Annotated in this window: 24 protein-coding genes and 1 tRNA gene; 15 read left to right on the top strand and 10 right to left on the bottom strand. The window is 66.2% G+C overall.

Annotation, left to right across the window (positions count from 1 at the left end):
* Positions 1 to 367 precede the first annotated feature (367 nt).
* From ACK4ZD_RS12850 to ahpF, 5 genes are all read left to right on the top strand, one after another.
* The gene (locus ACK4ZD_RS12850) at positions 368 to 1,876 is read left to right on the top strand and encodes a hypothetical protein (RefSeq protein WP_409662723.1); all 1,509 of its coding nucleotides are present in this window, start codon (positions 368 to 370) and stop codon (positions 1,874 to 1,876) included.
* Positions 1,877 to 1,967: 91 nt separating this feature from the next.
* Positions 1,968 to 3,134, top strand: coding sequence for an FG-GAP repeat domain-containing protein (locus ACK4ZD_RS12845; protein WP_409662720.1), 1,167 nt, complete (start codon positions 1,968 to 1,970; stop codon positions 3,132 to 3,134).
* Complete coding sequence (locus ACK4ZD_RS12840; protein ID WP_409662718.1) at positions 3,131 to 3,364, top strand: DUF167 domain-containing protein; 234 nt, start codon at positions 3,131 to 3,133, stop codon at positions 3,362 to 3,364. Before ACK4ZD_RS12845 ends, ACK4ZD_RS12840 begins: the two co-directional genes overlap by 4 nt.
* Before the next feature lie 239 nt (positions 3,365 to 3,603).
* Positions 3,604 to 4,167, top strand: coding sequence for an alkyl hydroperoxide reductase subunit C (gene ahpC / locus ACK4ZD_RS12835; RefSeq protein ID WP_409662715.1), 564 nt, complete (start codon positions 3,604 to 3,606; stop codon positions 4,165 to 4,167).
* Positions 4,168 to 4,374: 207 nt separating this feature from the next.
* Positions 4,375 to 5,949, top strand: a complete 1,575-nt coding sequence (ahpF, locus tag ACK4ZD_RS12830) for an alkyl hydroperoxide reductase subunit F (protein WP_409662713.1) — start codon at positions 4,375 to 4,377, stop codon at positions 5,947 to 5,949.
* A 16-nt stretch (positions 5,950 to 5,965) separates the two neighbouring features.
* Here ahpF and ACK4ZD_RS12825 read toward each other — a convergent pair whose 3' ends face one another.
* Entirely contained in the window at positions 5,966 to 6,652 is a 687-nt protein-coding gene (locus tag ACK4ZD_RS12825) for a hypothetical protein (RefSeq protein WP_409662711.1), read from the bottom strand.
* Positions 6,653 to 7,019: 367 nt separating this feature from the next.
* On the opposite strand from ACK4ZD_RS12825, the gene speE reads away from it, so the two are divergent.
* Entirely contained in the window at positions 7,020 to 8,273 is a 1,254-nt protein-coding gene (gene speE, locus ACK4ZD_RS12820; protein ID WP_409662708.1) for a polyamine aminopropyltransferase, read from the top strand.
* A gap of 37 nt (positions 8,274 to 8,310) precedes the next feature.
* On the opposite strand, the gene ACK4ZD_RS12815 is transcribed toward speE, so the two are convergent.
* From ACK4ZD_RS12815 to ACK4ZD_RS12795, 5 genes are all read right to left on the bottom strand, one after another.
* A complete protein-coding gene (locus tag ACK4ZD_RS12815; RefSeq protein ID WP_409662705.1) occupies positions 8,311 to 9,513 on the bottom strand; it encodes a DUF5666 domain-containing protein in 1,203 nt (400 codons plus the stop codon).
* Positions 9,510 to 10,409, bottom strand: coding sequence for a DUF6502 family protein (locus tag ACK4ZD_RS12810; RefSeq protein WP_409662703.1), 900 nt, complete (start codon positions 10,407 to 10,409; stop codon positions 9,510 to 9,512). Before ACK4ZD_RS12810 ends, ACK4ZD_RS12815 begins: the two co-directional genes overlap by 4 nt.
* 100 nt (positions 10,410 to 10,509) lie before the next feature.
* A complete protein-coding gene (locus tag ACK4ZD_RS12805; RefSeq protein WP_409662700.1) occupies positions 10,510 to 11,697 on the bottom strand; it encodes a DUF5666 domain-containing protein in 1,188 nt (395 codons plus the stop codon).
* A 416-nt stretch (positions 11,698 to 12,113) separates the two neighbouring features.
* A tRNA-Ala gene (locus ACK4ZD_RS12800) sits at positions 12,114 to 12,189 on the bottom strand.
* Positions 12,190 to 12,212: 23 nt separating this feature from the next.
* Positions 12,213 to 13,235 (bottom strand): NAD(P)-dependent oxidoreductase, encoded by a 1,023-nt coding sequence (locus ACK4ZD_RS12795; protein WP_409662697.1) that lies wholly within the window; start codon positions 13,233 to 13,235, stop codon positions 12,213 to 12,215.
* Between ACK4ZD_RS12795 and ACK4ZD_RS12790 the strand changes: the two genes are divergently transcribed.
* From ACK4ZD_RS12790 to ACK4ZD_RS12775, 4 genes are all read left to right on the top strand, one after another.
* Entirely contained in the window at positions 13,167 to 14,021 is an 855-nt protein-coding gene (locus ACK4ZD_RS12790; RefSeq protein WP_409662694.1) for an alpha/beta hydrolase, read from the top strand. The genes ACK4ZD_RS12795 and ACK4ZD_RS12790 overlap by 69 nt on opposite strands.
* 195 nt (positions 14,022 to 14,216) lie before the next feature.
* Entirely contained in the window at positions 14,217 to 14,639 is a 423-nt protein-coding gene (locus tag ACK4ZD_RS12785) for a rubrerythrin family protein (protein ID WP_409662692.1), read from the top strand.
* A gap of 197 nt (positions 14,640 to 14,836) precedes the next feature.
* Positions 14,837 to 16,201: a (Fe-S)-binding protein gene (locus ACK4ZD_RS12780; RefSeq protein ID WP_409662689.1), complete on the top strand. Its 1,365-nt coding sequence runs from the start codon at positions 14,837 to 14,839 to the stop codon at positions 16,199 to 16,201.
* 12 nt (positions 16,202 to 16,213) lie between these two features.
* Positions 16,214 to 16,819 (top strand): DUF3501 family protein, encoded by a 606-nt coding sequence (locus tag ACK4ZD_RS12775; RefSeq protein WP_409662687.1) that lies wholly within the window; start codon positions 16,214 to 16,216, stop codon positions 16,817 to 16,819.
* Here ACK4ZD_RS12775 and ACK4ZD_RS12770 read toward each other — a convergent pair.
* The gene (locus ACK4ZD_RS12770; protein ID WP_409662684.1) at positions 16,816 to 17,586 is read right to left on the bottom strand and encodes a pseudouridine synthase; all 771 of its coding nucleotides are present in this window, start codon (positions 17,584 to 17,586) and stop codon (positions 16,816 to 16,818) included. The genes ACK4ZD_RS12775 and ACK4ZD_RS12770 overlap by 4 nt on opposite strands.
* Before the next feature lie 169 nt (positions 17,587 to 17,755).
* On the opposite strand from ACK4ZD_RS12770, the gene ACK4ZD_RS12765 reads away from it, so the two are divergent.
* The gene (locus ACK4ZD_RS12765) at positions 17,756 to 20,317 is read left to right on the top strand and encodes a transporter substrate-binding domain-containing protein (protein ID WP_409662682.1); all 2,562 of its coding nucleotides are present in this window, start codon (positions 17,756 to 17,758) and stop codon (positions 20,315 to 20,317) included.
* On the opposite strand, the gene ACK4ZD_RS12760 is transcribed toward ACK4ZD_RS12765, so the two are convergent.
* Positions 20,293 to 20,709 (bottom strand): YchJ family protein, encoded by a 417-nt coding sequence (locus ACK4ZD_RS12760; protein ID WP_409662679.1) that lies wholly within the window; start codon positions 20,707 to 20,709, stop codon positions 20,293 to 20,295. The genes ACK4ZD_RS12765 and ACK4ZD_RS12760 overlap by 25 nt on opposite strands.
* Positions 20,710 to 20,766: 57 nt before the next feature.
* On the opposite strand from ACK4ZD_RS12760, the gene yaaA reads away from it, so the two are divergent.
* From yaaA to ACK4ZD_RS12745, 3 genes are all read left to right on the top strand, one after another.
* Entirely contained in the window at positions 20,767 to 21,543 is a 777-nt protein-coding gene (yaaA, locus tag ACK4ZD_RS12755) for a peroxide stress protein YaaA (protein WP_409662676.1), read from the top strand.
* 72 nt (positions 21,544 to 21,615) lie between these two features.
* Positions 21,616 to 22,488, top strand: a complete 873-nt coding sequence (locus tag ACK4ZD_RS12750) for a 2OG-Fe(II) oxygenase (protein ID WP_409662673.1) — start codon at positions 21,616 to 21,618, stop codon at positions 22,486 to 22,488.
* Complete coding sequence (locus ACK4ZD_RS12745) at positions 22,485 to 23,513, top strand: CaiB/BaiF CoA transferase family protein (RefSeq protein WP_409662670.1); 1,029 nt, start codon at positions 22,485 to 22,487, stop codon at positions 23,511 to 23,513. Before ACK4ZD_RS12750 ends, ACK4ZD_RS12745 begins: the two co-directional genes overlap by 4 nt.
* Here ACK4ZD_RS12745 and ACK4ZD_RS12740 read toward each other — a convergent pair.
* Positions 23,507 to 25,117, bottom strand: a complete 1,611-nt coding sequence (locus ACK4ZD_RS12740) for a DEAD/DEAH box helicase (protein ID WP_409662667.1) — start codon at positions 25,115 to 25,117, stop codon at positions 23,507 to 23,509. The two genes, ACK4ZD_RS12745 and ACK4ZD_RS12740, sit on opposite strands and share 7 nt — an antisense overlap.
* 367 nt (positions 25,118 to 25,484) lie before the next feature.
* Between ACK4ZD_RS12740 and ACK4ZD_RS12735 the strand changes: the two genes are divergently transcribed.
* Positions 25,485 to 26,096 carry a LysE family translocator gene (locus tag ACK4ZD_RS12735; RefSeq protein ID WP_409662664.1) on the top strand — a complete coding sequence of 204 codons (612 nt, stop codon included), beginning with the start codon at positions 25,485 to 25,487 and terminating at the stop codon, positions 26,094 to 26,096.
* A gap of 108 nt (positions 26,097 to 26,204) precedes the next feature.
* On the opposite strand, the gene ACK4ZD_RS12730 is transcribed toward ACK4ZD_RS12735, so the two are convergent.
* The gene (locus tag ACK4ZD_RS12730; protein WP_409662725.1) at positions 26,205 to 26,312 is read right to left on the bottom strand and encodes an MBL fold metallo-hydrolase RNA specificity domain-containing protein; all 108 of its coding nucleotides are present in this window, start codon (positions 26,310 to 26,312) and stop codon (positions 26,205 to 26,207) included.
* Positions 26,313 to 26,324 lie beyond the last annotated feature (12 nt).

Genomic DNA, 26,324 nt, shown 5'->3' with positions numbered 1-26,324 from the left:
TAGCTTACGCGACCACCGCATGGACCGCTGTCGCCCCAAGGGGAAACCAGTGACAGGCTGCACGCGGTGCTGTGTGCGGTGGGCTACAACATCAAGTGGCTGCTCCGTATGATCGCAAAGAAGGGGGTGACCTTCTTGCTGACGGTTTTGTGCCTGCAACAGGCCCACGAACAAGGGTGCTCTTGGCTGGCAGCTGTGATGGTCAGCCATCTTCGGGCTGCTGGTGTCCGATCAACCCATTCCACTGCACTGGCCAGCCGACTGGCCCTCGCCGTAAGCAAGCTCTCTCGGGCTTGAAATGAATTTTTCAGGGCCGACTAACTGCCTTCGGTTTTGAAACATCATTGTAAACCAAGAGGAGATTGACATGCCTCAACCCTTCTTGATTAATGGCGTTTTTGAATCTGGCTCAATCAAGGCTGCAATGGCTGTGGCCATCATTTTAATATCTGCAGGCTGTGGAACCGTTGCTAATGTGCCTAATTTTATGGCAGACGAGCAAACGAAAATGCGTCGAGCCATAGAAGCCAAGCATGTAGAAGGAAACAATTTGTACGCATCTGGAAATAAGAGTGGCGCGGCGCATGTCTATAAAGATCTATGCCTGAACCATCATCATGCACAATCTTGCTTGCGTGCCGGAAATATGTACGCACAGGGCGATGGGGTGGATTCAGATAAAGAAAATGCTCGATCTTTATTCAGAAAGTTGGTTGCAATTGAGCCGCGGGATGAACACAGAGCTCGTCTTGCGGAACTTACTGAGTTTGCTGAAACTAAGAGCCAGCGATTCGAGGCATATAGCGGGGCTCTAGAGCTCATTCGAGAACCCTGTTTTGCAAGGCAGCATATTCAATCGTGTCAGGTCTTATTTGGCTTGGCAATCAAGTACTCGACTTATCAGTCTGATCTTCAGCATGAGCTTGAGGCGCTGCAGGAAGCCAAGAAAGCGGCTGACAAAGTCTGCAAGTCAGCAATAGCTTCATCAGCTCTATGCACGAGAGACCGAAAGGATCTAAATGTCAGGCTGTATAGCAATCTGTTCAAACAATGCGAGAAGGGTAGTTCGCCGCATTGTATAGATTTTATCGCGGCTCCTATAGATGAGGTCGGTGAGCTTGCTAGCAGATTTTCTCCATTGGCCACAAATATGTGTCGTGGCGATAATATTGCCGCCTGCAAATGGGTGTTGGCTGCAAGTGTTGATTCTGGTGTAAGCCAGGGTGACGAATACAAGCGTAGAAAGCTAGGTGCTGCGCAGAGGATTGTTGCGTCGTTTATTGCTAAATGCGAGTCGGGTGATCTGATGGCCTGCCAAGAGATCGATAAAGTCTACTCCCAATTGGAGGAGCAGAATTTGCCACTGTCTGGTAATCATCAGTCTATTAAAAAGCGTCTCGCGGAGCTTATTCAAAATGCTGAATCGAAAAAAAGAATCGAGGATGAAAGAAAGCTGAGGGAGGAGCAAATAGGTCGCATTCGCAAGCAAATGGCAAAAGCTGAAGAGAAGATAGCAGCCTTGCGTTCGTCGTTGCCGCAGCCGCAAAAAGTATACTGCTCGGAGGAGCCTCAAACAAGTGAACTGATGTCGTGCATTGGTGCGGGGCTTACTCCCAGTGGGGTGAATCAGGCTGCTATCGATAGCTGCCATGAGAGAATAAAGCAGCGGGCTGTGATGAGGTGTCAACAAATGCAAAACCAAGCTCAGCAAGCTTATCAACAAGCTATCGCCAATCACGCCTTGCAATTGAAGTATGCTCAGGATGAATTGAGAGACTTGAAGATGCGTCTCAGGGAATTAGAGTCAGGGGATGTTGGTGTACCTAAAGGTGCCAAGAATCAAGAGAGGCAGACGGGTGTTCTGCAATCTCAGTGAAATTGGGATGTGAAATCGAGAGGATTTTGCGGTTCATATTATTTGTGCCTTTGCTTGCATTGATTGCGATCCTTGTGCTCCATGTGAGAAGATGGGGTTTGAAATTATGGGAATGGAGATTGCTCAACAGCCTTTGGGATTGTTGGTGGGACGCATGGCCTATGTGTTTGCTGGTGCTTTCACTTTGGTATTGTGGGGCTGTGGAGGTGGTGGATCTTCCTCAGAGCCGCCGCCACCAGCGGCGACGGCTGCAGAAAATTCTTATTCGAACTACAAGGCAATCGGTCTCTTGCCCCAAACTCTTCCCTCGGGTGATAACACTGTGCGCGCGTATGGAAATTTTTTTGGCGATGGGAGTCTTGGTTATTTTAGGGCCGTGTTGACCTATAGTGTGAATAATTCACCGTCAGATGCAACGCCAAGTCGGTTTGAGTTTTATGAGCGGCAGTCAGACGGAAGTTTCATTCTCAACACGGAAATTCTTCCGAATGCCGATGGCTGTATCCATCCCCGCAAGGCTGTTGTCGCAGATTTCAATGCCGATGGCCGTCCTGATATCTTCGTGGCATGTCATGGATACGACGCGCATCCGTTTCCCGGCGAAAGAAATAAGGTCGTACTAAGCCTTCCGGGAGGCGGCTACGCCGTAAGTGATGCGTCAGAGGATGTTGGCTTTTTCCATGCAGCGACGGCAGCCGATTTGAACAATGATGGCCTTCCCGATGTGGTTGTGGTCGACAACAAAGATCCCATGCGCGCGTATGTGTTATTGAACGATGGGACAGGACATTTCACGCGGGAGTCGATGAGTCGGTTGTCCAGTATGGTGCAAGGAGGCAACTATTTTACTGTAGAGCTGATCGATGTGAACGAAGACGGGAGGCTTGATTTGTTGATCGGGGGGCATGAGTGGGAAGATGCCCCCACCCGGGTGTTCATCAATCCTGGAGATAACAATTTCAGCGCTGTGACGCCACTGGTGGTGCCTCCCATCCCGAATGAAGGCGTGGTGCTCGATTTCACGGTGACGGGCACGGGTATCTCTAGGTCGATCTGGATTCTCAGGACGTCCGGGGGAGATGGAACGTTTTATCAAAGCCGTGTTGTGCAGAAAGTGTCGTTCCCCTCTCTTTCATCGACGGTGGTTTTGAATGAACGACCGGCGCATTGGGTGCCGTGGCTGATCCCCGCCGTGGTCGGTGGGCAGTCGGTGGTGACCTCCGACAATGCGGCCGACGACATTATCGTGCTGCAATGACCACGATCGTGATTCAGGTCAAAGTCAAGCCGGGCAGTCGTGACAGCTCGTTGCAGTTGTTGAGCGACGGGGCGTTCGCGGCCACGCTGAAAGCGCCGCCAGTGGATGGCAAGGCCAACGCTGAGCTCATAGCCTTGGTGGCCAAGCACTTCAAGGTACCCAAGTCGGCAGTGAGTCTCCGATCAGGCGCCGCCGCGAGACTGAAACGGGTGGCTGTGATGCTGTCATGACCTGCCCCGCCGCAGTAGCAGGGGCACTTGGGCGTAGTCGTGTGCACGGGTAGGCCCTGCGACCGGCGTGGGCGGTGTGGCAGCCCGCGAAGCGCTCAGACCATAGTCTGTCTCAATGTGAATGATTGAATGAGTAAATCCCGACAATGTTGCGATGCAACTAAGATACGGGTTATCCCTTGTCGGGGCCGCTGCCCTGGAAGGGCCCCTCTTGATGTCATGACTTTCAAGGAGCATCTATGTCTCTGATCAACACCCAAGTCCAGCCTTTCAAAGCTCAAGCCTTCCACAACGGCAAGTTCATCGAGGTCACCGAGCAGTCGCTGAAGGGCAAGTGGTCGGTGCTGATCTTCATGCCGGCCGCTTTCACGTTCAACTGCCCCACCGAGGTGGAGGACGCCGCCGAGCACTACGCCGAGTTCCAGAAGCTGGAGACCGAGGTCTACATCGTCACGACCGATACGCATTTCTCGCACAAGGTGTGGCACGAGACGAGCCCTGCCGTGGGCAAGGCCAAGTTCCCGCTGGTGGGCGACCCCACCCACACGCTGACCCGCGCCTTTGGCGTGCACATCGAAGAGGAAGGCCTGGCCCTGCGCGGCACCTTCATCATCAACCCCGAAGGTGTGATCAAGACCGCCGAGATCCATGACAACGCCATCGCGCGTGACGTCAAGGAGACCCTGCGCAAGCTGAAGGCGGCCCAGTACGTGGCCAAGAACCCGGGCCAGGTGTGTCCGGCCAAGTGGAACGAGGGCGCCAAGACGCTGACGCCTTCGCTGGACCTGGTTGGCAAGATCTGACCGGTTTTTCATGCTGATGCTCGCGGCCGGCGCGGTGCCGGCCCGGGATGTTTTGCGGGTGGGCTGCGAGCCCGCCCGGGCCCGCCCCGACCACGACGACGGGCCCCGCTGAGAGCGCCGCTGCCGCGCTGCGTGCACGGCGCTGTCGACGGGGTCGGAACGACCACGTCCGTACTCCACCGGACACGCACGCAGAAGGAAGCCGCCATGCTCGACGCCAACCTCCAAGCCCAGCTCAAAGCCTATCTCGAGCGCTTGCAGTATCCGATCGAACTGATCGCCTCGCTGGACGACCGCCCCGAGTCTGGCGAGATGCGAGAGCTGCTGGAAGAGATCGCCGGCCTGTCGGACAAGATCCGCCTGAGGCTGGACGGGCAGGACACGCGCCGTCCGGCCTTCCAGATCACTCGTGCGGGTGAGGACATGGGCGTGCGCTTTGCCGCCATCCCGATGGGCCATGAGTTCACCTCGCTGGTGCTGGCGTTGCTGCAGGCCGGGGGCCATCCGCCCAAGATCGAGGCCGAGCTGGTCGAGCAGATCCGCGCACTGAAGCCCGAAACCGATCTGGTCTTCGAGACCTGGATGAGCCTGACCTGCCACAACTGCCCGGATGTGGTGCAGGCCCTGAACCTGATGGCCGTGCTCAACCCGCGCATCCGCCACGTGGCGATCGATGGCGGGCTGTTTCAGCAGGAGGTCGAGGACCGCCAGATTCTGGCCGTGCCGCTGGTGTTCCTCAATGGGCAGGTGTTCGCTTCGGGCCGCATGGAGCTGGGCGAGATCCTGGCGAAGATCGACACCGGCGCTGCTGCGCGTGAGGCGGCCAAGTTGTCGGACAAGGCACCGTTCGACGTGTTGATCGTCGGCGGCGGCCCGGCCGGTGCGGCCGCGGCGGTGTATGCCGCGCGCAAAGGCATCCGCACGGGCCTGGTGGCCGAGCGCTTCGGGGGCCAGACGATGGACACCCTGGGCATCGAAAACTTCATTTCCGTGCCCTACACCGAGGGCCCGAAGTTTGCCGCTGCGCTGGAGCAGCACGTGCGGGCCTATGACGTGGACGTGATGAGTCTGCAGCGGGTGGAGTCGGTGCAGCCGGCGGCCGCCAAGGGCGGTTGGGTCACGGTGCGTCTGGCCAACGGCGCCGAGTTGAAGAGCCGCACCGTCATCCTGGCCCCCGGGGCGCGCTGGCGCAATGTGAATGTGCCGGGTGAGGCGCAGTACAAGACCAAGGGGGTGGCTTATTGCCCGCACTGCGACGGCCCGCTGTTCAAGGGTAAGAAGGTGGCGGTGATCGGTGGCGGCAACTCCGGCGTCGAGGCGGCCATTGACCTGGCCGGTGTGGTGCAGCATGTCACGCTGATCGAGTTTGCCGACCAGCTCAAGGCCGACGCGGTGCTGGTGGACAAGCTCAAGAGCCTGCCCAACGTGACGATCCACACCAACGCGCAGACCACCGAGATCACCGGTGACGGCCAGAAGGTGAACGGCCTGACTTTCAAGGACCGCGTGAGCGGGGCCGAGCATCACCTGGAGCTGGCGGGTGTGTTCGTGCAGATCGGCCTGGTGCCCAACACGGAGTTCCTGCGGGGCTCGGGCGTCGAGCTGTCTCGCCACGGCGAGATCATCATCGATGAGCGCTGCCACACCAGCGCCGAGGGCATCTTCGCCGCCGGCGACGCGACCACGGTGCCGTATAAGCAGATCATCATTGCCGCGGGCGAGGGTGCGAAGGCGGCGCTGAGTGCTTTCGACCATCTGATCCGCACGCCGGCACCGGTGTGAGCGCCCGCACGCGGGGTCAGCGCACGTTGAGCACGCGCAGGCCCAGCAGCTCGGCGCCGCTGCGGTCGGTGACACGCACCGTGGCCTGGCGGGCGGTGAAGCCTTCGGGCAGAGGCACTTGCCCGCGCAGGCTTTCCACGCGGTTCAGGGCCACCGGCAGGGCCTCCAGACTGTGCCGCGCTTCCATGCCCCGCGCATCCACGCCGGCCACCACGAACTGCAGTGTGGCGCTCAGTGGGCGGCTGCCGCCGTCGCGCGTGAGCACGAGATCGTAGGCCAGGCGCCCCGGCGCGGCACTGAAGCGGGCGGCGCGCACGGCCACCGTGCCGCCCCGCGGGTCGGGGGGCAGGGTCTCGGCCAGGGCCAGCAGGTCTTCGCGCTGGCGGACCACGGTGTCCTGCGCCGCGGCGAGATCCAGCGCGAGCTTCTGCCGCTCGGCCTCGGCTGCCTGTAGGCGTTGGGTGGTCTGGGCCAGCTCGGCGCTCAGGCGCCGGCGTTCGGCCTCGGCGGTGTCGTGAGCTTGGCGTAGGGCCTGTGACTGGCTGGCGCTCAGGCGCGGCGGCAGGTGTTCGGCCTGTACGTAGAGCACACCGGCCACACCCAGCGCGACGCCAGTGAGCAGCCATCCAAGCCAAGGAGGAAAGCGCCGCGAGCGGCGTCGGCCGTAAGGGTCGAAGACGACGGGTTTGGGGCGTCCCAGCATAGGGGTGGGGAAAAGGTGAAGTCACAGAAAGAGAGCGCGAACCTCCCAGCGTAGCGCCATCGGTCCGGCAGATTGCAACACGATGTGCCTGTGGCAAGCAGATGCGTCGGGCTCGCGCCGCACAGCCATGGTGGGCCCGCAGCCAGACCGACCGCGTGCATGGCACAGCGCAGGGTCGATTCCGCGACGTGGGGCAAGGCGGAGCGGATGCTGGGGCGGTGCCCCTGAGGCATCGCTTGCCCTGCATCGACTAAAATCTTTGGTTTTTTGGTGCCGCAAGGGCACCGCCACCTTTCCGGGGCCCCGAGTGAGTGCGAGCCCGCACGACGACCGCTTGGGGCAAGGAAGCCGAGGACAAGGGGGTCGTATGCAGGGATTGCACCTTACCGCCGATCTGTATGGATGCCAGTGCGAGACGGCGCTGATGATCGATGCTGCGGCGCTGGCGGATATGTGCCGACATGCCGTGCAGGCGAGCGGGCTCACGCTCGTCGATGAGAAGTACCACACCTTCCCCGAATGGCAAGGCCAGCCGGGGGGCGTGACCGGGGCCGTGCTGTTGGCCGAGTCGCACTTGGCCGTGCACACGTGGCCCGAGCGCGCCGGCGTGACGCTGGATGTGTACGTGTGCAATTTCTCGACCGACAACTCCTCGAAGGCCGAGCGTTTGCTCAACGACTTGATGGCCACTTTCGCTCCAGCGCAATGCATCACCAACCGCATCCTGAGAGGCTCTAAAGACCCGCAAACGCACTCGGACGAGCTGTTGCTGGAGTGGCTCAACGATCACAGTGCGTTCGGTTTCCAGGTGTCGCGCCGGCTGGAAACGATGCGTACCCAGTATCAGCAGCTCGAGGTGTTCGAGACGCCGCAGTGGGGCCGCCTGCTGCGCTTGGACGGTCGCTACATGACCTCCGAGCGCGATGAGTTTTTCTATCACGAGCCCATGGTGCATGTGGCGGCCATCGCGCACGAGCAGCCCCGATCGGTGCTGGTGGTGGGCGGGGGCGATGGTGGCTCGGCCGAGGAGATGTTCAAGCACCCCAGCGTGGAGCGGCTGGTGCTGGCCGAGCTGGACGGCGACGTGGTGGACATGGCGCGCAAGCACCTGCCCTCCATTCACCAGGGGGCGTTGGACGATCCGCGGCTGGTGCTGCGCATCGGTGATGGGGCGGCCTTCGTGGCCGAACAGGCTGCGCGGGCCGACGGCGAGCGCTTCGATCTCGTCGTGCTCGACCTCACCGACCCCGACACCCCCGCCCAGCCGCTTTACACCCGAGAGTTCTTCGCGCGGGTCAAACAGTTGTTGCGGCCGGGCGGGGCCATCACGCTGCACATCAGCTCGCCGATCTTCACGCCCGAGCGTGTGCGCCAGCTCACCGCCTCGCTGCGAAGCGTGTTCGCCATCGTGCGGCCATTTGGCCTGTACGTGCCCCTGTACGGCACCTACTGGGGCATGGCCTGCGCCTCCGACACGCTGGATCCGGCGGCGCTGGATCCCGCCGAGGTGGAGCACCGCCTGGCCCGCCGCGGGATCGCCGGGCTGCGCTACTACAACGGCGACGTGCACCGCGCGCTGTTTGCGCTGCCCAACTACTACCGCGAACTGGTGCAGGGCTGAGCCCCGCACCGGCCGCAGCCCTGGGCCCCGGGGGGCCTCAGTCGTCGAACTCGATCTCCCGGGCCAGCAGGACGCCGTCGCGTAGCACCCCATTGACCTCCAGGCGCGCGCCGGGGGTGAGGTTGGCGGCGCTGCCACCGTCGAACACGGTGGCGTCGTCGTAGCGCACGGCCACGCTCTGGCCACCGTCGGTGGTCAGCGTGAAGCGGCGCAGCACGGTATCGACTTCGGAGACCGTGCCTTCCCATTCGCTGAGGCGTTCTTCGAGCTCGTCGTCCGTCTTGAGGTCGATCTCGGTGGCGCGCAGAGCACCGGCCTGCCAGGTGCCCTCGACCTCGACGTAGCGGCCCTCGGCCAACCCGGCGACCGCCTGCTCGGCCACGATCGGGATGCCGTCGACGCGGAAGTGGCGCTCATCGGCCAGCGCCGTCACCGTGCCCTCGATCTTCAGCCGGTGGCCCTCGGTGAAGTCCGAGCGGTCGATGGTGGCCCAGGCCTGCACCTGCCATGCCGGATCTCCGCTGCCGGGCTGCACGCGCAGCCACACGAAGTCGCCCACCGCGGGCAGGCCGCTCACGCCGGAGAAGTCGAACCACTGATCGCCGAGCCGCACGAGCTCGTCGTCCACCTCGCGCACGAAGCCGCGGGCCTTGTACGTGGAGGCCCCAACCGCCGATGCCATGTGGGTGGCAACGAACTGCGGCACGACACCGGAGCGGTCGACATAGCCCCAGACCTCCACGACCTGGTCGAGGATTCGGCCCGACTCGCGGATCTGCTCGCGCAGCCGATCGTCGAACACTGTCGCCGCATTGAAGCGCACTGGCAACCCCAGCACGCGCAGTTGTTTCGTCGGCCACTGCACGTCGGTCACGGGACCGCGCAGGGATCCCGCCAGCACGATGCGCTGTGCCGTCGCGCGTCTCACGCCGGCGGCATCGGTGCGGATCTCGCCGGCCTCGATGGCGACCACCATCCCCGGCCGCAAGGCCGAGCGCGGCACCGAGGTGGGCTCATCCTCCACGGCCACCGAGGCGATGCGGCTGTCGTCGAAGCGGATCCCGCCGACGTGCACCGAGCCGAAGCCCGAGATCGGCCCCGAGGCGAAGGAGCCCGTGCCGCCTTCCCCTACGCCGCCGCCTCCGCACGAACTGAGCAGCATCAGCAGGCCCAGCAACGCCGCCGCGCCTTGCCACCAGCGTGAGACACAGGCGCCGGTCTTATGAGTCGTGGATGTCATGGTTCCTCCGTGCGCTTGCGCGGACGGCCGCGCGCTCGCTTGGGTGTTTCGGGGGGAGGCGACGCCGCGGGCGTCTGGACCGCGTCATAGGTGTACAGGCCGATGCGCACGCGGTGATCGCCTGTGCGGCCAGCCTCGCGGTCGGCATCGATCAGGGCCTGCAGGGCGGGCACCACGGCCTGGCGCAGCATCTGCCATTGCGTCTTGACCAGTTCACGAAACGCCGGCATCGAGGCGTCCGACAGCCCGTCGGCAAACAGGGCCTGCTCGAAATGCTGCGAGCCGCTGCCCAGCAGGTTGGCCACCGCCCCCGAGAGATGGTCGCCCACGTTGTCGCCCAGGAAGCGCAGCATCCGGTCGGTGTCGCCACGGGGCACGAAGGCCTCATGGCTCAGGCGCACGGTGTCGCGGGCTTCGTCCACCGTCGCCATGCCCAGCCGCACCAGTTCCTCGAGCAGGCTGCGCGGATGCACGTCCCGGGTGACCGAATGGGCCAGCGTTTCGAAGCTGGGCGCGTCGCCCTGACGCGGCAGAGCCAGCGGCCGGCCGCGCCCGTCCCGATAGTTGGGGTCGGTCATCCAGCGGGCGAACACCTCGCTGGCGTGTGAGCGGGGCGGGGTCGGTCGTTCGGGGGCGTGGACGATGCGGGTGACCTCCCGGCGCGACAGGCCGGTGGTTGTGCTGATGCGGCTGACACGCCGATGTTCCGGCAAATCCGGGTGGGCGGCATGGGCGGCTCGCACGAAGGCCGACTTGGCCAGATCCTCGAAGGCGGAGTAGGGCACCCCCCGCGCCACCGCCAGCCTCGCCAGGGGCTCCAGCACGGCCGACAACGCCTCCAGCAAGGTCTGCTGCTCGGGCGCTGGGGAGTCGGGCGGGGGCGGGTCGTGGGTCATGGTGGCACGGGGGCAGCCCAGATTCTGCGGCAAATGGGCGAGGCGCCCTTTCGACGCCCCGCCCTGCGGGCTGTGCGCGGTCTGCCACCGCGACGCGCCGTCAGTCTTCGAACTCCACGCGCACGGCCTGCAGCACGCCGCCAAGCACGAAGCGGCCACGCACCTCGACCTTGGCCCCGGGGATCAGATCGGCCAGCGTGCCATCCTCGAAGCGCAGGAGGTGGTCGTAAGACACAGTGATGGTGCCGTGCACCTCGTGGCGCAACACGAAGGTTTCCGCGGCAGCATCCACCGAGACAACCGTGCCGTGCAACTCATGGCGCTCGTCATCGTCGTCACCGTCCTCCTTCTTGACCACCGCGGCCTGCATCACGCCGGCTTCGATCCGGCCTTTGACCTCCACCTCGTCGCCGCAGGTGACGAATCCATCGCGGAAGACGGCCGTGCTGGCATCGACGGAGATGCCGCTGACGCTGAAGGAGGTGTTCGAGGTGCAGGTGTCCACCACGCCTTCGATCTCGGACTCCACCCGGTCCAGCGAAGGACGGCGCACCCCATGCTTGACGCTCACGGCCACCCACTGGTCGGCCGCATTCTTCGTGGTGCGCAGCTTCACGCGCACGCGCAGGCCGTTGGCGAGCTGGGTGGGCAGGTCCGAGACCTCACCGTAATGAATGATCTCGGTGCCCAGCCGGAAGGTACGCTCGGTGGTGTCCAGATCGCTGACGATGCCGCGCAGCTTGTAGAGCTCGGCGTCGTCTTCGGCCTCGACGCGGGTGGCCACGTAGCGGCCGGTGGCGGCATTGAAGTAGCCGTGCACCTCCACGACATCGCCCTGGGCCAGGCTGGCCAGCCCTTGCGGCAGATCCTCGAACTGGGTCTGTGGCCGGACTTCGATCGTCTGGCCAAACAGCACGAAAGTGCTGCCGCCGACGTCCACCGAGCTCACCGGGCCGACGAACTCATTGGCCCAGCGCACCCGCAGTGCGCGGCCCACGCCACGATCGCGGTCGACGTCGTCGCCCTCGATCTCCACCCACATGCCGATCTTCAGGTCGTCGCGACGCCCCTCGCGGTCGTCGTCGTCCAGCACGACGGCGCTTCGGTCGTCAAAGCGCACGCCATTGACGACGATGGAGCCGTAGCCGGTGATCTGGCCTTGGGTGTAGGACGTGGCCGCCGCCTCCGGGCCCGAGCCGCCGCCACCGCAGGCAGTCAGCAGGGCCGAGACGGCCACCAGGGCGCTGCCCAGCGAGGGCAGCCAGCGCTTGGAAGGAGTAATGGGCATGGAAGTCTCCTAAGAGGGGATCAACGAACCGGGCGCAGCCCGGAGAAGTCTCGCGGAAACAAGCATAAATGTGCAGCATGCACATTTCAAGAGATTTTTGTAAGCAGGCATTGCACCTGCCGGCGGTGCCTCGGCGCGAGCAGGGGGAGGGGGCAAGGAGAGGGGGTGGGCCGGGTCTGCTGGAGCGGCGTGTACCGGTGGACGACCGGACGGGCGGTGCAGGTGTGGAGTGATGCGGTCCCGGGATCGGTCGCGAGAGGAGGAGGCTAGGCGAAGGAGGGCCGAATGTTGAACCAGCCGGCTCGCGGTCCTCCGGCCCCGGCCGCGCCGCTGACGCGCAGTGCGACGAAGTCCACGGGGTGTAGCGCGACGTCCGAAGCAAAACGCCCAACCGGAGCCGGTTGGGCGTGGAAGGGTGGTGGACCGAAGGAGGATCGAACTCCCGACCTCTGCATTGCGAACGCAGCGCTCTCCCAGCTGAGCTATCGGCCCATAGAGCCTTTCATTCTAGCAGATCATTTCATGCCGTTGCGGCGCGCGAGTTCGACGAACAGGGCCGAGTGGTCGTATTCGGACAGGCCGTGGTCCACGGCGTCGGCATACAGCTCGGCGAACAGTTTGGTGATGGGGGCCTGGAAGCCCAGGGCGTCGGCGGTGTCCAGGGCATTGTGCAAGTCTTTGAGCTGCACGCTCATCGCGGCACGTTTGGCGAAGTCGCGTTCCACCATGCGCTGGCCGTGCACTTCGAGGATGCGGCTTTCGGCGAAGCCGCCCCGGATGGCTTCGCGCACCTGGGCCATGTCGGCGCCGCCCCTGGCGGCCAGTAAAAGGGCCTCGCTCACCGCGCCGATGGTGATGCCCACGATCATCTGGTTGGCCAGCTTGGCGAGTTGCCCGGCGCCGTGGGGGCCCACATGGGTGGCCCGCCCGAGCGGGGCAAACACAGGCTGCGCCCGCGTGAAGTCGGCGGCCTCGCCCCCCACCATGATGGCCAGCGTGCCGGCCTCGGCGCCCACAGTGCCGCCGGAGACGGGCGCATCGAGGTGGGCGCAGCCGCGCTCGGCCAGCCGGCGGGCGTGGTCCCGGGCCTGCGCGGGTTTGATCGAGCTCATGTCGATGACCAGGGTGCCGGGCTTGAGCACCTGGGCCACGCCCTGGCCGAAGAGCACGGCCTCCACGGCATCACCGTTTTCAAGCATGGTGATAACGACGTCGGCGTCGCGCACGGCCTGGGCCGCGGTGTGGGCCACGCGGGCGCCGTGCGCGGCCAGGCGCATGGCCTTCTCGACGGTGCGGTTCCAGGCGGTGACGGCCAGGCCGGCCTCGCGCAGCCGCTGGGCCATGGGCAGACCCATCATGCCGATGCCCAGCACGGTGATGTTCATGGCGGCAGTTCCTCTGGTGCGAGTGAACCGATCAGTATAGAAAGACGCCGGTTCCTCCACCAAGTCCTTGCAAGGAGCATGTGCATGGCCTCCGTCTACGACCCGCAGTGGCTCGATGCGCAGTACAACAATCGCGCCCGCATTCCCGAGCATGCGCAGATCTTCGCCCGTTGGGCACAGGACTCGGCGCGTGCGCGCGAGCGGTTCTCGCCGGCGCTGGATGTGGCTTACGGGGCCGGTGCGGCCGAGACGCTCGATGTCTTCCCGGCCCGCCGACCCGGCGCCCCGGTGCTGGTGTTCATCCATGGCGGGTGGTGGCGCTCGCTGGACAAGGCCGACCATTCCTTCGTGGCGCCGGCCTTCGTGGAAGCCGGCGCGTGTGTGGTGGTGCCGAACTATGCCTTGTGCCCCGCAGTGACCATCGAGACGATCACGCTGCAGATGGTGCGCGCGCTGGCGTGGACTTGGCGCCACGTGGCTGCCCATGGCGGCGACCCGGACCGCATCGTGGTGGCCGGCCACTCCGCCGGCGGTCATCTGGCGGCGATGATGGTGTCGTGCCGCTGGCCGCAGGTGGCAGCCGACCTGCCGGCCGACTTGGTGAAGGCCGGCCTGTCGATCTCGGGGGTGTTCGACTTGGAGCCGATCCGTCATACGCCCTTCTTGCAGGCGGACCTGCGCCTGACACCGAAGGATGTGGCGCGGCTCAGCCCGGCGAGATTCCCGCCGCCGGCCGGCCCGCTGCTGGCCACCGTGGGAGCTCAGGAGAGCGAGGAGTTCTTGCGCCAGAACCGGCTGATCCGCGAGCGTTGGGGCGATCAGGCGGTGCCGGTGTGCGAGGCCATCGCCGGCACGCATCACCTGAACGTCGTGGAGACGCTGGCCCAGCCGGGCCAGCGCCTGCACGGGCTTGCGTTGGGTCTGCTTGGTTTGGGCTGACACCGCCTCACCCTCTACCGATTGAGCGGCTGGCGCGCTCAGGGCGGCGGCCGGATGCAGGCTCAGGGTTCGCCCTGACTATGCCTCGCATAGCCGGTGCCTATTGGACAAGTCCCGCTGGGTGGGCGTAGCGTCATTGCGCGTGCCGTTGCCGGCGCGCACCGCCCACGACATGACCCACGACAGGAGATGAACATGCAACTGAAAGGCTCGAAGACGGAGCAGAACCTGAAGGACGCATTCGCCGGTGAGTCCCAGGCCAACCGCCGCTACCTGTATTTCGCGAACAAGGCCGATGTGGAAGGGCAAAACGATGTGGCCGCGCTGTTTCGCTCCACCGCCGAAGGGGAGACGGGGCATGCCCACGGCCACCTGGAGTTCCTGGAGCATGGCTCGGGCGACCCGGCCACGGGGCTGCCGATCGGCTCGACGCGCGACAACCTGAAGGCCGCGGTGGCCGGCGAGACGCACGAGTACACCGACATGTATCCGGGCATGGCCAAGACGGCCCGCGAGGAAGGCTTCGACGAGATCGCCGACTGGTTCGAGACCTTGGCCAAGGCCGAGCGCTCGCACGCCAACCGCTACCAGAAGGCCCTGGACGCCTTGGTCGACTGAGGCCTTGCGTTGGGCCGCGCGCGAGCCGGGCGTCTGTGTGCGCGGGGCGATCCCTGGCCCCGACCGATCACGCCCGGCTGCCTGCCGGCGACGCACGCCGGCCCGGGCGTTTGAGGGGCCGGCGCCGTTTTGATTCCTGCCAGCCAAGAAGAGGCCCCGGGCCATGCCGAGGGCCGCAGCCACAGGAGACATCGAGCATGAGCGGTCCGAGAGAGGGCAATCTTGAAGCGCCCACCCGCCACGCGGTGGATTGGAAGAACCCAGCGTTCTACGACGAGCAAGCCTGCTTCAAGGAGTTGGAGCGCATTTTCGACATTTGCCATGGCTGCCGCCGCTGCGTGAGTCTGTGTCAGTCGTTCCCCACGCTGTTCGACCTGGTCGACGAGGGGACCACCGGCGAGGTGGATGGCGTGAAAAAGGAGGACTACTGGAAGGTCGTCGATCAGTGCTACCTGTGCGACTTGTGCTACATGACCAAGTGCCCTTACGTGCCGCCGCATGAATGGAACCTGGACTTCCCGCACACCATGCTGCGAGCCAAGGCGATCAAGTTCCGCAAAGGCGAGGTGCCCGCGCGTGATCGCTTCCTCGCGTCCACCGACGTGCATGGTCAGTTCGCCGGCATTCCCATCGTCGTGCAGGCCGTCAATGCCCTGAACCGCACGGCGCCTGTGCGCCGCGCCATGGAAGCCGCCCTCGGGGTGCATCGTGAGGCCTGGATGCCCGAGCTGGCCGCCAGACGCTTTCGCTGGAGCGCCTCGGGCAGCGGCGACCATCCTGTGAAGGACGGCGAGCGCACGCCGGGCAAGGTGGCGATCTTCTCCACCTGCTATGTGAACTACAACGAGCCGGGCATCGGTCACGACCTGCTCAAGGTGCTCGAGCACAACGAGATCCCCTACGTCCTCGTCGAGAAGGAGAAGTGCTGCGGCATGCCCAAGTTCGAACTGGGCGATCTCGACGCGGTGGAGCGCCACAAGCAGGCCAATGTGCCCGTGCTGGCGCGTTATGCGAAAGAGGGCTTTGCCATCCTCAGCGTCATTCCCTCGTGCACCTTGATGTTCAAGCAGGAACTGCCCCTGCTCTTTCCCGACGACTCCGATGTGCAGCGCGTGAAGGAGGCGATGTGGGATCCTTTCGAGTATCTGATGGCGCGCCACAGGGATGGACTGCTCAAGACCGACTTCCGCCAGGCGCTGGGACGGGTGAGCTACCACATACCATGCCACGGCCGGGTGCAGAACATCGGTCGCAAGACCGAGGAGATGCTCAAGCTCATTGGCACCAAGGTCGACGTGCAGCTCAACACCGTAGAGCGCTGCTCGGGCCACGCGGGTACGTATGGCGTGAAGAAGCCTTATCACGAGGTGGCGATGAAGATCGGCCGGCCAGTGTTCAAGGCGATGGGCAAGACCGACGGCGACGGCCGCGGCCCGGACGTGATCAGCTCTGACTGTGCCCTGGCCGGACACCACATTGCCCAGGGCATGCAACGGCAGCAGTTGCCCGTGCCCGAGCTGAAGCACCCCCTGAGCCTGGTGCGCACCGCTTATGGACTGTGACGTGAGGCCCGCATGACGCACACCCCGAAGATCACCCGCGACAGCCTGCTCACCCTGGAAGCCTACGCCCGGGTACGCAAGGAGATGAAGGCCCAGGTCATCCCGCACCGCCGGCGGCGCACCGTGCACCTGGGCGAGCACATGACCTTCCAGTTCGAGGACGAGACGACGATCCGCTATCAGATCCAGGAGATGCTGCGCATCGAGAAAATCTTCGAGGAAGAGGGCATCCAGGGCGAGCTGGAGGCTTATGCGCCGCTGGTGCCAGACGGCAGCAACTGGAAGGCCACGATGATGCTGGAGTACCCCGATGTGGAGCAGCGCCGGCTGGCGCTGGGCCGGCTCATCGGGGTGGAGGACCGGGTTTACGTGCAGGTGAGCGACCACCCACGGGTCTACGCGATCGCCGACGAGGATCTCGATCGCGAGCGCGCCGACAAGACCTCCTCGGTGCATTTCGTGCGTTTCGAGTTCACCCCGGCGATGCGCGATGCCGTGCTGGCGGGTGCGCCGGTGCGGCTGGGGTGCGACCATCCGAACTACACCGAGGAGACCGGCATTGCCTCCGAGACCCTCGCGGCGCTGCGCGAGGATCTGCGCAGCGCGGGCGCGCCCTAGAGTCCCAGGAGCCCGTGCAGCTCGTGAGGCTGCTCGACTTGCCAGCCGGGCTGGGCCAGCAGGGCCTGCCAGGGCGGTCCGGCAGGGGCACGCAGCTCCAGTGGCTCGCCGCTGGCCGGGTGGGTGAGGGCCAGGCGGGCCGCATGCAGCCACAGCCGCGCCACCCCCAGGCGGGCGGCCCACCAGCGGTTGTGACCGCCCTTGCCGTAGGTGGCGTCGCCGATCAGCGGGTGGCTGAGGTGCTTGAAGTGACGGCGGATCTGGTGCTGGCGTCCGGTGCGCGGCTCCACGGCCATCAGGGCGTAGCGCGCCGTGGGGTGTGGCGGCAGGGGGCTTTCGCATTCCAGCCGGGCCAAGCGCCGATAGCGCGTGAGGGCCGGCTGCGCATCGGTGGATCGCCCTCGGTCGGCGCGTGCTTCGCCGTCGTCGAGGCGGCGCAGCGGATGGTCCACCTCGCCATGCTCCGCGGGCCAGCCGCGCACCAGCGCGAGGTAGGTCTTGTGCACCGCGTGAGCCTCGAACTGCCGGGCCAGGGCGCGGGCGGTGTCCGGGTCCAGCGCCATCAGCAGCACGCCGGATGTGCCGCGATCCAAGCGGTGCACCGGGTAGACTGCCTGTCCCAGGTGGTCGCGCAGCCACTGCAGGGCGAATTGCGTGTCGCCGCTGGCCAGGGCCGAGCGGTGCACGAGCAGCCCCGCGGGCTTGTTCATGGCCACCAGGTGCCGATCCAGGTGCAGCAGGGGCGGTGAGGCGGGCAGCGTGGGCATGCACCAGATTGTGCCGATCCGTGACAAAGTCCTCGGGGCCTTCGGGGCGGGCTGCGCCGGCCGCGGCGGGCGCCTTGGTTGGCCCGCGTCGGGACGGCACAATCGGCCCCACGCGGACCGGCCCGGCACCGCCTTGCGGACCGCGACCACGACGGACAGGGGAAGCCGCATGCACGGCCGCACGCTCAGCGCGTTGGACGACCAGGTTCGCCACCGGGCGCTGCCTCTATCGTGGGGCGGCCGGTGGTGGCGCCGACTGCTGTGGATTTGGGCCTGGCTGATCTTTCTGCCGGCTGTGCAGGCCCCAGCGCAGACGCGGGCGCTGCCCGAGCCCGTGGTGCCCACCCCCTTGCCGCTGCCGCCATCGTTCCAGGCATGGAAGCGTGAGCACCCGGTGCTGCGGGTGGGGGTGGTGCGAGACTGGCGGCCCATCGACTGGATCGACGCCGAGGGCCGCTATACCGGCGTCTCCGGCGAGCTCGTCCATGTGCTTGCGGCGATGCTGCAACTGCCGGTGCGGGTGCAGTCCTTCGCCGATTTCCCCTCGGTGCTGGCGGCCGCGCGGGCTGGTGAGATCGACCTGCTGCCGTCCATGGCGCGTTCGACGCAACGCGAGGCCGAGCTGCTCTTCACCGATGCCTACCTGCGCCTGCCGATGGCCTACATCGGACAGCGCGGCACCACGGACTTCTCGGAAAGCCACGACCTCGGCGGCCGCCGCGTGGCGGTCGAGCGCGGCTATGCCGCCCACGAGTACCTGCTGACGCGCTTTCCGAACGTCGGACTGGTTGAAGTCGAAGACACGCGCGCGGCCTTGCGGGCCGTGGCCGAACAGCGCGCCGAGGTGTACCTCGGCGCGCTGCTGCCCGCCCACCAGGTGATCGAGGCCGAGCGCATCGGCAATCTTCAAGTACTGCGCCAAGCGAACCTGGATCTCGGGCAGCTGCATTTGGCCGTCCCGCGACGAGCGGCGGCCTTGCATGAGGCCCTGAACATGGCCTTGCGCAGCATCGACCCGGCCTGGGTCGATCGGCTCTTGGCGGCCTGGCAGCCGCGGTATCTGGCGCTGGCGCCGCAGCAAGCGCCGGCCATCGACCCCGCACTGCGCCGCGCTTTGGCGGCCCGGGGCGATCTGCGCGTGGGCTTCGACCAGGGCTTCGGTCCCATCAATGCCCTGGGCGAGGACGGCGAGCCCGCGGGGTTTGCGATCGAGCTCTTCCGGCGCGCGGCCGATGCGGCGGGACTGCGTTACCGCCTGGAGCCACAGCGCACCTTCGAGCAGGGCCTCAATGGCTTGCGTGAGCGGCGGCTGGATGTGATGCTCTCGGCCGTGCGCACCAGTGCGCGACTGGAGTTCGCGAATTTCGTCGGGCCCTACTACTCCGCCCCCTCGGTGCTGGTCAGCCGGCTCGACGGCGGCTGGCCCAGCGTGGCCTCGCTGGCCGGCCGCACGCTGGCGATCGACCGGGCGCACTACCTGATCCCAGCGATCCAGCGTGAGGCTCCGGCCGTGCGTTTGCTGGAGGTCGAGACCGTCGAGACGGCGATGCAGACGGTGGCGCAGGGCCAGGCCGACGCGATGATCACCAACCTCGAGGTGGCCGCCGCGCTGATCAAGCGCCGCTTCCTGGGTCAGCTTCAGGTGTCCGGTACGGTCGAGGGGCGGCCCAGTGAGCTGTACTTTGCCGTGCGCAAGGACTGGCCCGAGTTGGCCGAGGCCTTGCGGTTGGGGCTCGATGCGGTGCCCGAGAACGAGCGCGCGGCACTGGCCAACACCTGGTTGCGCACCGAGTTCCGCGCCGGGCTGAGCTGGTCGCAGGTGCTGGGGGTGGGGGGGCCGTTGCTGGTGGTCGTCGTGATGGGACTGGCCGTGAGCCTGATGTTCAACCGCCGGCTGCAAGCGCATGTTCAGGCCCGGCAAGCGGTGGAGCGCCAGCTGCAGGCCGAGCGCGACGCCGCCCGCGCGGCCACGGCCGCCAAGGCCGACTTCCTGGCCGAGATGAGCCACGAGGTGCGCACGCCCTTGGCAGGCCTCGCCGGCGGTCTGGCCTTGCTGCGTGGCGAGCCGCTCAGCCCCAAGGCGGCGCAATTGGTCGAAGCGATGAGCCGTTCGGCCGATCGGCTGGTGCAGCTGCTCAACAACTTGCTCGATGCCGCCAAGCTAGAAGCCCACAAGATCACGCTGCACGAGAGTCCCGTGGTGCCGTCCGACCTCGTGCGCGAATTGATCGAGGAGTTCCGGCCCGCCGCGCAGGCCAAGGGCCTGGCGTTGCGCCTGCAAGGCGAGCACGCCTGGGCCGAGCCGATGATGCTCGATCCCCTGCGCATGCGCCAGGTGCTGGCGAATCTGTTGTCCAACGCGATCAAGTTCACCGCCGAGGGCTCGGTGACACTCGTCTTGGAGCCGCCGCTGCCGTGCGGACCGCAGCTCAGTCGTCTGGTGCTGCATGTCAGTGACACTGGCCCGGGCGTGGACCCGGCCGTGCGCGAACGGCTCTTCGAGCGCTTTGCCCAGGCCCCCGGCGCCGGGCCGGGCGGCACGGGGCTGGGCTTGGCGATCGTGCGCGAGCTGGTCTCGCTGATGGGAGGCTCGGTGAGTGTGGACAGCCAGCCGGGGCGGGGCAGTGTCTTTACCGTCTCGCTCGAGCTGCGGCAGGCCCAGCGCCTCGCCGCGCACACAGGTGAATCGCCAGCCCATGACGTCGATCAGACCATGTCGCCGTCCACGTAGTACCAGCGACCCTGCTCGTACACGAAGCGGCTGATCTCGTGCAGGCGCTGGGCGCGGCCGCCCCGTTTGCAGCGGGCCACGAACTCCACGCGCGCGTGGGTGTCGTCGTCGCGCCAATGACGCTTCACCTCCAGACCCAGCCACCGCAGCCCCGGCGGGTCGGGGTCCAGCGCGGCGGGGCGGGTGCTGGGGTGCCAGGTGGCCAGCAGATAGTCGTGCAGCCCCAGCACGTACGCGGTGTAGCGAGACCGCATCAAGGTCAGGGCATCGGGCGCGCCCAGGTGTGCTGGGCCGCCATACCAGCGGCCGCAGCAGGCTGCATAGGTCTGCCCGCTGCCGCAGGGGCAGTCACGGGGCTGCAACGAGGGGGCAGGGGGGCTCTGGACGGACATGCCGGCTCGCAATGGGCTGGTAATCTTTTGCACTTTAATGCCTGCTGCCTGCCCCCGATGCTGTTCCTGCTGTCGCCTGCCAAGTCGCTCGACTACGAGACCACGCCCCATGTGACCTCGCACTCCCGACCGATCTTCGTGGACGAGGCCGCCGAGTTGATCGACCTGTTGCGCCGCAAGACACCGGCCGAGATTGCCAAGCTGATGTCGATCAGCGATGCGTTGGCCGCGCTCAACGTGGGCCGCTATGCCGCCTGGTCTACGCGCTTCACGGCGGCCAATTCCAAACAAGCCGTGCTGGCCTTCGATGGTGATGTCTACGAGGGCCTGCAGGCCCGCACGCTCAAGCCCGCACAGCTCGACTGGGCACAACAGCACCTCGTCATCTTGAGCGGCCTGTATGGCGTGCTGCGCCCGCTGGACCGCATGCAGCCCTACCGGCTGGAGATGGGCACCCGATTGGTCAACTCGCGCGGCAAGGATCTGTACGCCTTCTGGGGCACGCGCATCGCCGATCACCTGAACGAACGCCTGAAGGCCGACGCCTCGCCGGTGGTGGTCAATCTGGCCTCGGAAGAGTATTTCAAGGCGGTCGACCTCAAGACCCTCAAGGCACGCGTGGTGCAGTGCGTGTTCGAGGACTGGAAATCCGGCGCCTGGAAGATCATCAGCTTCCACGCCAAGCGTGCCCGCGGCCTGATGGCCCGCTACGCCATCGAGACCCGTGCAATGCAGCCCGAGCAGCTGCAGGGCTTCGACCGAGAGGGATATGCCTATGACGCGGCGGCCTCCGGGCGCGACCGGCTGGTCTTCCGGCGGCGCTCGGCCCCGTAGCACAATCGGGTGCATGGACCAAACGAGCACTCACCCGCACCGTCGCTGCGAGGGCGGGCCCCAGGGGGCGCCATGAGCCAGACCATCACCGCCGAACTTCGCCAGTGGATCACCGAGCAGGTCGCGGCCGGCCACGGGCCGGAGGCGGTGCTCCAGTCGATGATGGCCAGCGGCTGGCAGGAAGACGTGGCCTTGAAGGCGCTGGAGCAGACCCTCGAGACCTTCCTGCGCGAGCGAGGCATCGACCCGCAGGCCGTCTACGAGCGAGGCACGGCCGCGCTGTATGACAAGCCGGTACCCGAGCCCTCGCTGCAGGGCGATCCCACGGTGATCGACCTCGGCGACGCACAGGTGCAGGTCGTCATGAGCATGCAAAACCCCCGAGTGGTCGTGTTCGCCAACTTCCTCAGCGCGCAGGAGTGTGAGGAGCTCATGGCCCTGGCGGCCAGCCGACTGGAACGTTCGCTGACGGTCAAGACCGACACCGGCACCAGCGAAGTCAACGCGGCGCGCACCAGTGACGGCATGTTCTTCCAGCGTGGTGAGTTCCCGCTGTGTGAGCGCATCGAGCGGCGCATCGCGAGGCTGCTGAACTGGCCGGTCGAGAACGGCGAAGGCCTGCAGGTGCTGCGCTACCGCCCCGGTGCCGAGTACAAGCCCCACTACGACTACTTCGACCCGGCCCAGCCCGGCACGCCCACCATCCTCAAGCGTGGCGGCCAGCGCGTGGGCACGCTGGTGATGTACCTCAACACGCCCGGCGGCGGCGGCGCCACCACCTTCCCCGACGTGAAGCTTTCGGTCAACCCGGTCAAGGGCAGTGCGGTGTTCTTCAGCTATGCGCTGCCGCACCCATCCACCCAGACTCTGCACGGCGGGGCGCCGGTGCTGGCGGGCGAAAAGTGGGTGGCCACCAAGTGGCTGCGCGAGGGCCGCTTCGAATGAGCCAGGTCTTCGACGATGCACCGTTGGCCGGCGTGCGGGTGCTCGACCTCACCCGGCTGCTGCCCGGCCCCTTCGCCACGCTGCACCTGCGCCGCCTGGGCGCCGACGTGCTCAAGATCGAAGCGCCAGGGGCGGGCGACGAAGCCCGTACGATGATGCGATCGGCCGAGGATGTGGCCCAGGGCCGGCCCAGCCTCTTCTTCCGCCGGCTCAACGAGGGCAAACGCCTGCATCGCATCGACCTGAGGCTGCCGGCCGGCCGCGAAGAACTGCTGGCCCTGGTGCGCGACGCCGACGTGCTGGTCGAAGGCTTCCGTCCGGGCGTGATGGACAAGCTGGGGGTGGGCTGGTCGGTGCTGCGTGATGTCAACCCGCGCCTGGTGATGGGCTCGATCAGCGGGTATGGCCAGACCGGGCCGTTTGCGCACAAGGCGGGGCACGACCTCAACTACATCGGCTATGCCGGCGTGCTCGATCAGATCGCCACGCGCGAGGGTGAACTCGCCATTCCGAACTTCCAGATTGCCGACTTGTTCGGAGGCACCCAGGCGGCCGTCTCGGGCCTGCTGGCCGCGCTGCTGGCGGCACAGCGCACCGGCCGGGGCCGGCATGTGGATGTGTCGATGACGCATGTGGTGCATGAGCACAACCTGCTGGCGCGGCTGGCCGTGGAAGCCACGGGCCGAGCGCCGATGCCGGGGCGCGACCTGCTCACCGGCGGGGTGCCCTGCTACAACGTCTATCGCACCCGCGATGGCCGCTGGATGGCGGTGGGGGCCTTGGAGCTGAAGTTCTGGCGTGCGGCCTGCGAGGTGCTGGGCCACCCCGAGTGGGGCGATCGCCACTGGTCGCTGGGCCAGGCCGTGGGCGGCGAGGACGCGATGGCCTTGCGCGAGGCCGTGGCCGCGGTGTTCGCCACGCGCAGCCAGGCCGAATGGACGGCCGCCTTCGAGGCGGCCGACTGTTGTGTGAGCCCGGTGCTGCGCATGGACGAAGCCATGCGCCACCCGCTGTTCAATCAGTAATCGCGACGCTTGCCGAAGGGCTTGCCCCCCTGGGGCTTGGTACCGAAAGGCTTGCCGCCAAAGGGCTTCGCACCCTGCGGCTTGGGGCCAAAGGGCTTGCCACCGGCCGGCTTGCCCGCGAAGGGTTTGCCGCCGGAGGCGGGCTTGTCGCCCCAGGCCTTCTTCTCGCCCCAGGGCTTCTTGTCACCAAAGCCACGGGCTTCACCAAACGGCTTGCGGTCGCCGAATGAAGGCTTGTCGGCAAAACCGCCGCGGCCTTCGCTGTAGCCACGGTGCTCGCCCTGGTAGCCGCGGCCGCCATCGTCACGACCGTGGCGGCCCTCGAAGGGGGCACGCTCGCGCGGCGCGACGTCACGCGGGGCGAAATCACCGCGGCGGTCACCGCGCGGCTTGAAGCCGGCCTTGCCCATGCCGGGCTTCTTGCGTTCCACCGGCGGCGGCGCCTTGGGCTCCAGGCCGGTGATGGTGGCGGCCTCGATGCGCTGCGTGGTGAAGCGCTCGATGCGGCGGATCATGCCGGTGTCGCGGCGCTCGGCCAGCGTGATGGCCAGGCCGTCGCGGCCGGCGCGGCCGGTGCGGCCGATGCGATGCACGTAGTCCTCGGCCTTCATCGGCAGGCCGTAGTTGATCACGTGCGTGATGGTGGGCACATCGATGCCGCGGGCGGCCACGTCGGTAGCCACCAGCACGCGCAGCTGGCGCTGGCGCAGACCCTGCAGCACGCGGTTGCGGCGGCCCTGCGGCATGCCCCCGTGCAGCGCGGCCACGGCGTGGCCTAGCTCGCCCAGACGGTCAGCCAGGAGGTCGGCATCCCGTTGGGTGCTGGTGAACACCACGGCCTGGTCCAGCTCGCGGGTGGTCAGGATGTGGTCGAGCAGGGCGTTCTTGTGGCTCAGGCTGTCGGCCCAGTGCAGACGCTGCTCGATGTGGGCGTGGGTGTCGGTGTGCGAGGCCACGTCGATGCGCTGCGGCTCGCGGGTGAGTTGCTGCGCCAGGCCGCCCACATGGCCGGCGAAGGTGGCGCTGAACATCAGCGTCTGGCGGTCGGACGAGATGGTCTCGGCGATGGCGCGGATGTCGTCGATGAAGCCCATGTCCAGCATGCGGTCGGCTTCATCCAGCACCAGCATCTGCACGTTCTCGAGCACGGCCGCGCCGGTGCCCAGGTGGTCGAGCAGGCGGCCCGGGGTGGCGATCAGGATGTCCAGCGGGCCGCGCAGGGCCTTGAGCTGCGCGGCATAGGGCACGCCGCCCACGATGGTGGCCACGCGCAGACCCTGCACATGGCGGCCGTAGGTCACGCAGGCCTTGGAGACCTGCATGGCCAGCTCGCGGGTCGGGGCCAGCACGACCACGCGCGGGCCGTGGACCTTGCCCTTTTCACGCCGTTTCGTGTTGTCGCCGCGCGCGGCCAGGATGCCTTCCAGCGCTGGCAGCACGAAGGCCGCCGTCTTGCCGCTGCCGGTGGACGAGGACACCATCAGGTCGCGGCCTTCCAGCGCAGCGGGAATGGCACGGGCCTGCACGTCGGTGGGCTCGGTGTAGCCGGCTTCGGTGAGTGCTTTTTGCAAGGCCGGGTTCAGGCCCAGGGATTCGAAAGTCATGTCAGTCTTTTCAAGGCAAAGCCGCCCCGGTGGCCTTCAGGCCACGGCAAAGGCAGGCACAACGCTGGCACCGACGCCGGGCGTTCTTGGGAAATGTCGCAGGTCAGGGGGCAGAACCTGCATGGAACACGCAGGTCACAGGCCTCGAGTCGGTGGATTGCGACGGCATCGCCGCCAACCGGGACTCAAGACACCGGGCTTGCAGCCCGGGGGCGCCCGGGGGCGCCACGCCTGAAAAGGTCAGAGGGGATGAACGAAGCGCTGCGTTGCTGCAGCGCACAAACGGCATTATGCCTGAAGTTGCGCCGAAGCGGCGCGTCCCTGGAACCTGTCGTATCCTGCAGCCTCGATTGCGCAAGGCGACGTCATGGATTTCCACGTCTGGCTCCTCTACACCCTGGCGGCCCTCGGGCTGTCGCTCTCGCCAGGCCCCAACGGGCTGCTGGCGCTCACCCATGGCGCGCTCTACGGCCGGCGGCGCACGCTGTACACGGTGGCGGGCGGTTCGCTCGGCTTCGTGGTGATCATTGCGCTGTCGCTCTTCGGCATCGGCGCGCTGCTGCAGACCTCGATCGTCTGGCTCACGGTGCTCAAGTGGGTGGGCGGCGCCTACCTGGTGTGGTTGGGCGTACAGGTGTGGCGTTCGCCACCGATCGGCCTGGAGCCGACGGCCCGCGCCGAGGGTCGCAGCAACGCCTCGCTGTTCCGCCAGGGCGCCCTGTCGGCCATGACCAACCCCAAGGGCATCCTGTTCTTCGCGGCCTTCCTGCCCCAGTTCATCGACCCGCAGCGCAGCCTGGCGCTGCAGTTCGTCGTGATGGCCGGCACCTTCGCGGCCATCGAGTTCGTCACCGAGGTCTTCATCGCCAGCGTGGCCCATCGCATCAGTGGCTGGTTGGCCCGAGTCGGGCGGGCGTTCAACAAGGCCTGTGGCGGGGTGTTCATGGCCATCGGTGCGGCGTTGCCGTTGCGATCATGATTCCTGCGGGCTGGCGTGCCGTGCCCTGATCCTTGCGGCGCTCGCGCTCCAGCCCGATGAGCAGGCCGCAGCCCTGGCGAAGGCCGCCGGGGCGTGTCCACGACCGCGTCAGTCCAGCTCGATGCGGGCCAGATGATCGGGCACGCTCACACGCCAGCCCAGTTCCTCTTTGATCCGGGTGCGCAAGGCATCGGCTGCGTCGGGTTCCCCGTGCACGACGTAGGTATG

This window comes from Caldimonas sp., assembly GCF_046291045.1.
In the GTDB taxonomy this organism is placed as follows: Bacteria; Pseudomonadota; Gammaproteobacteria; order Burkholderiales; family Burkholderiaceae_C; genus Caldimonas.
Note: the sequence above shows the minus strand (reverse complement) of the source record. Positions and strands in the feature narration are given on the sequence as shown.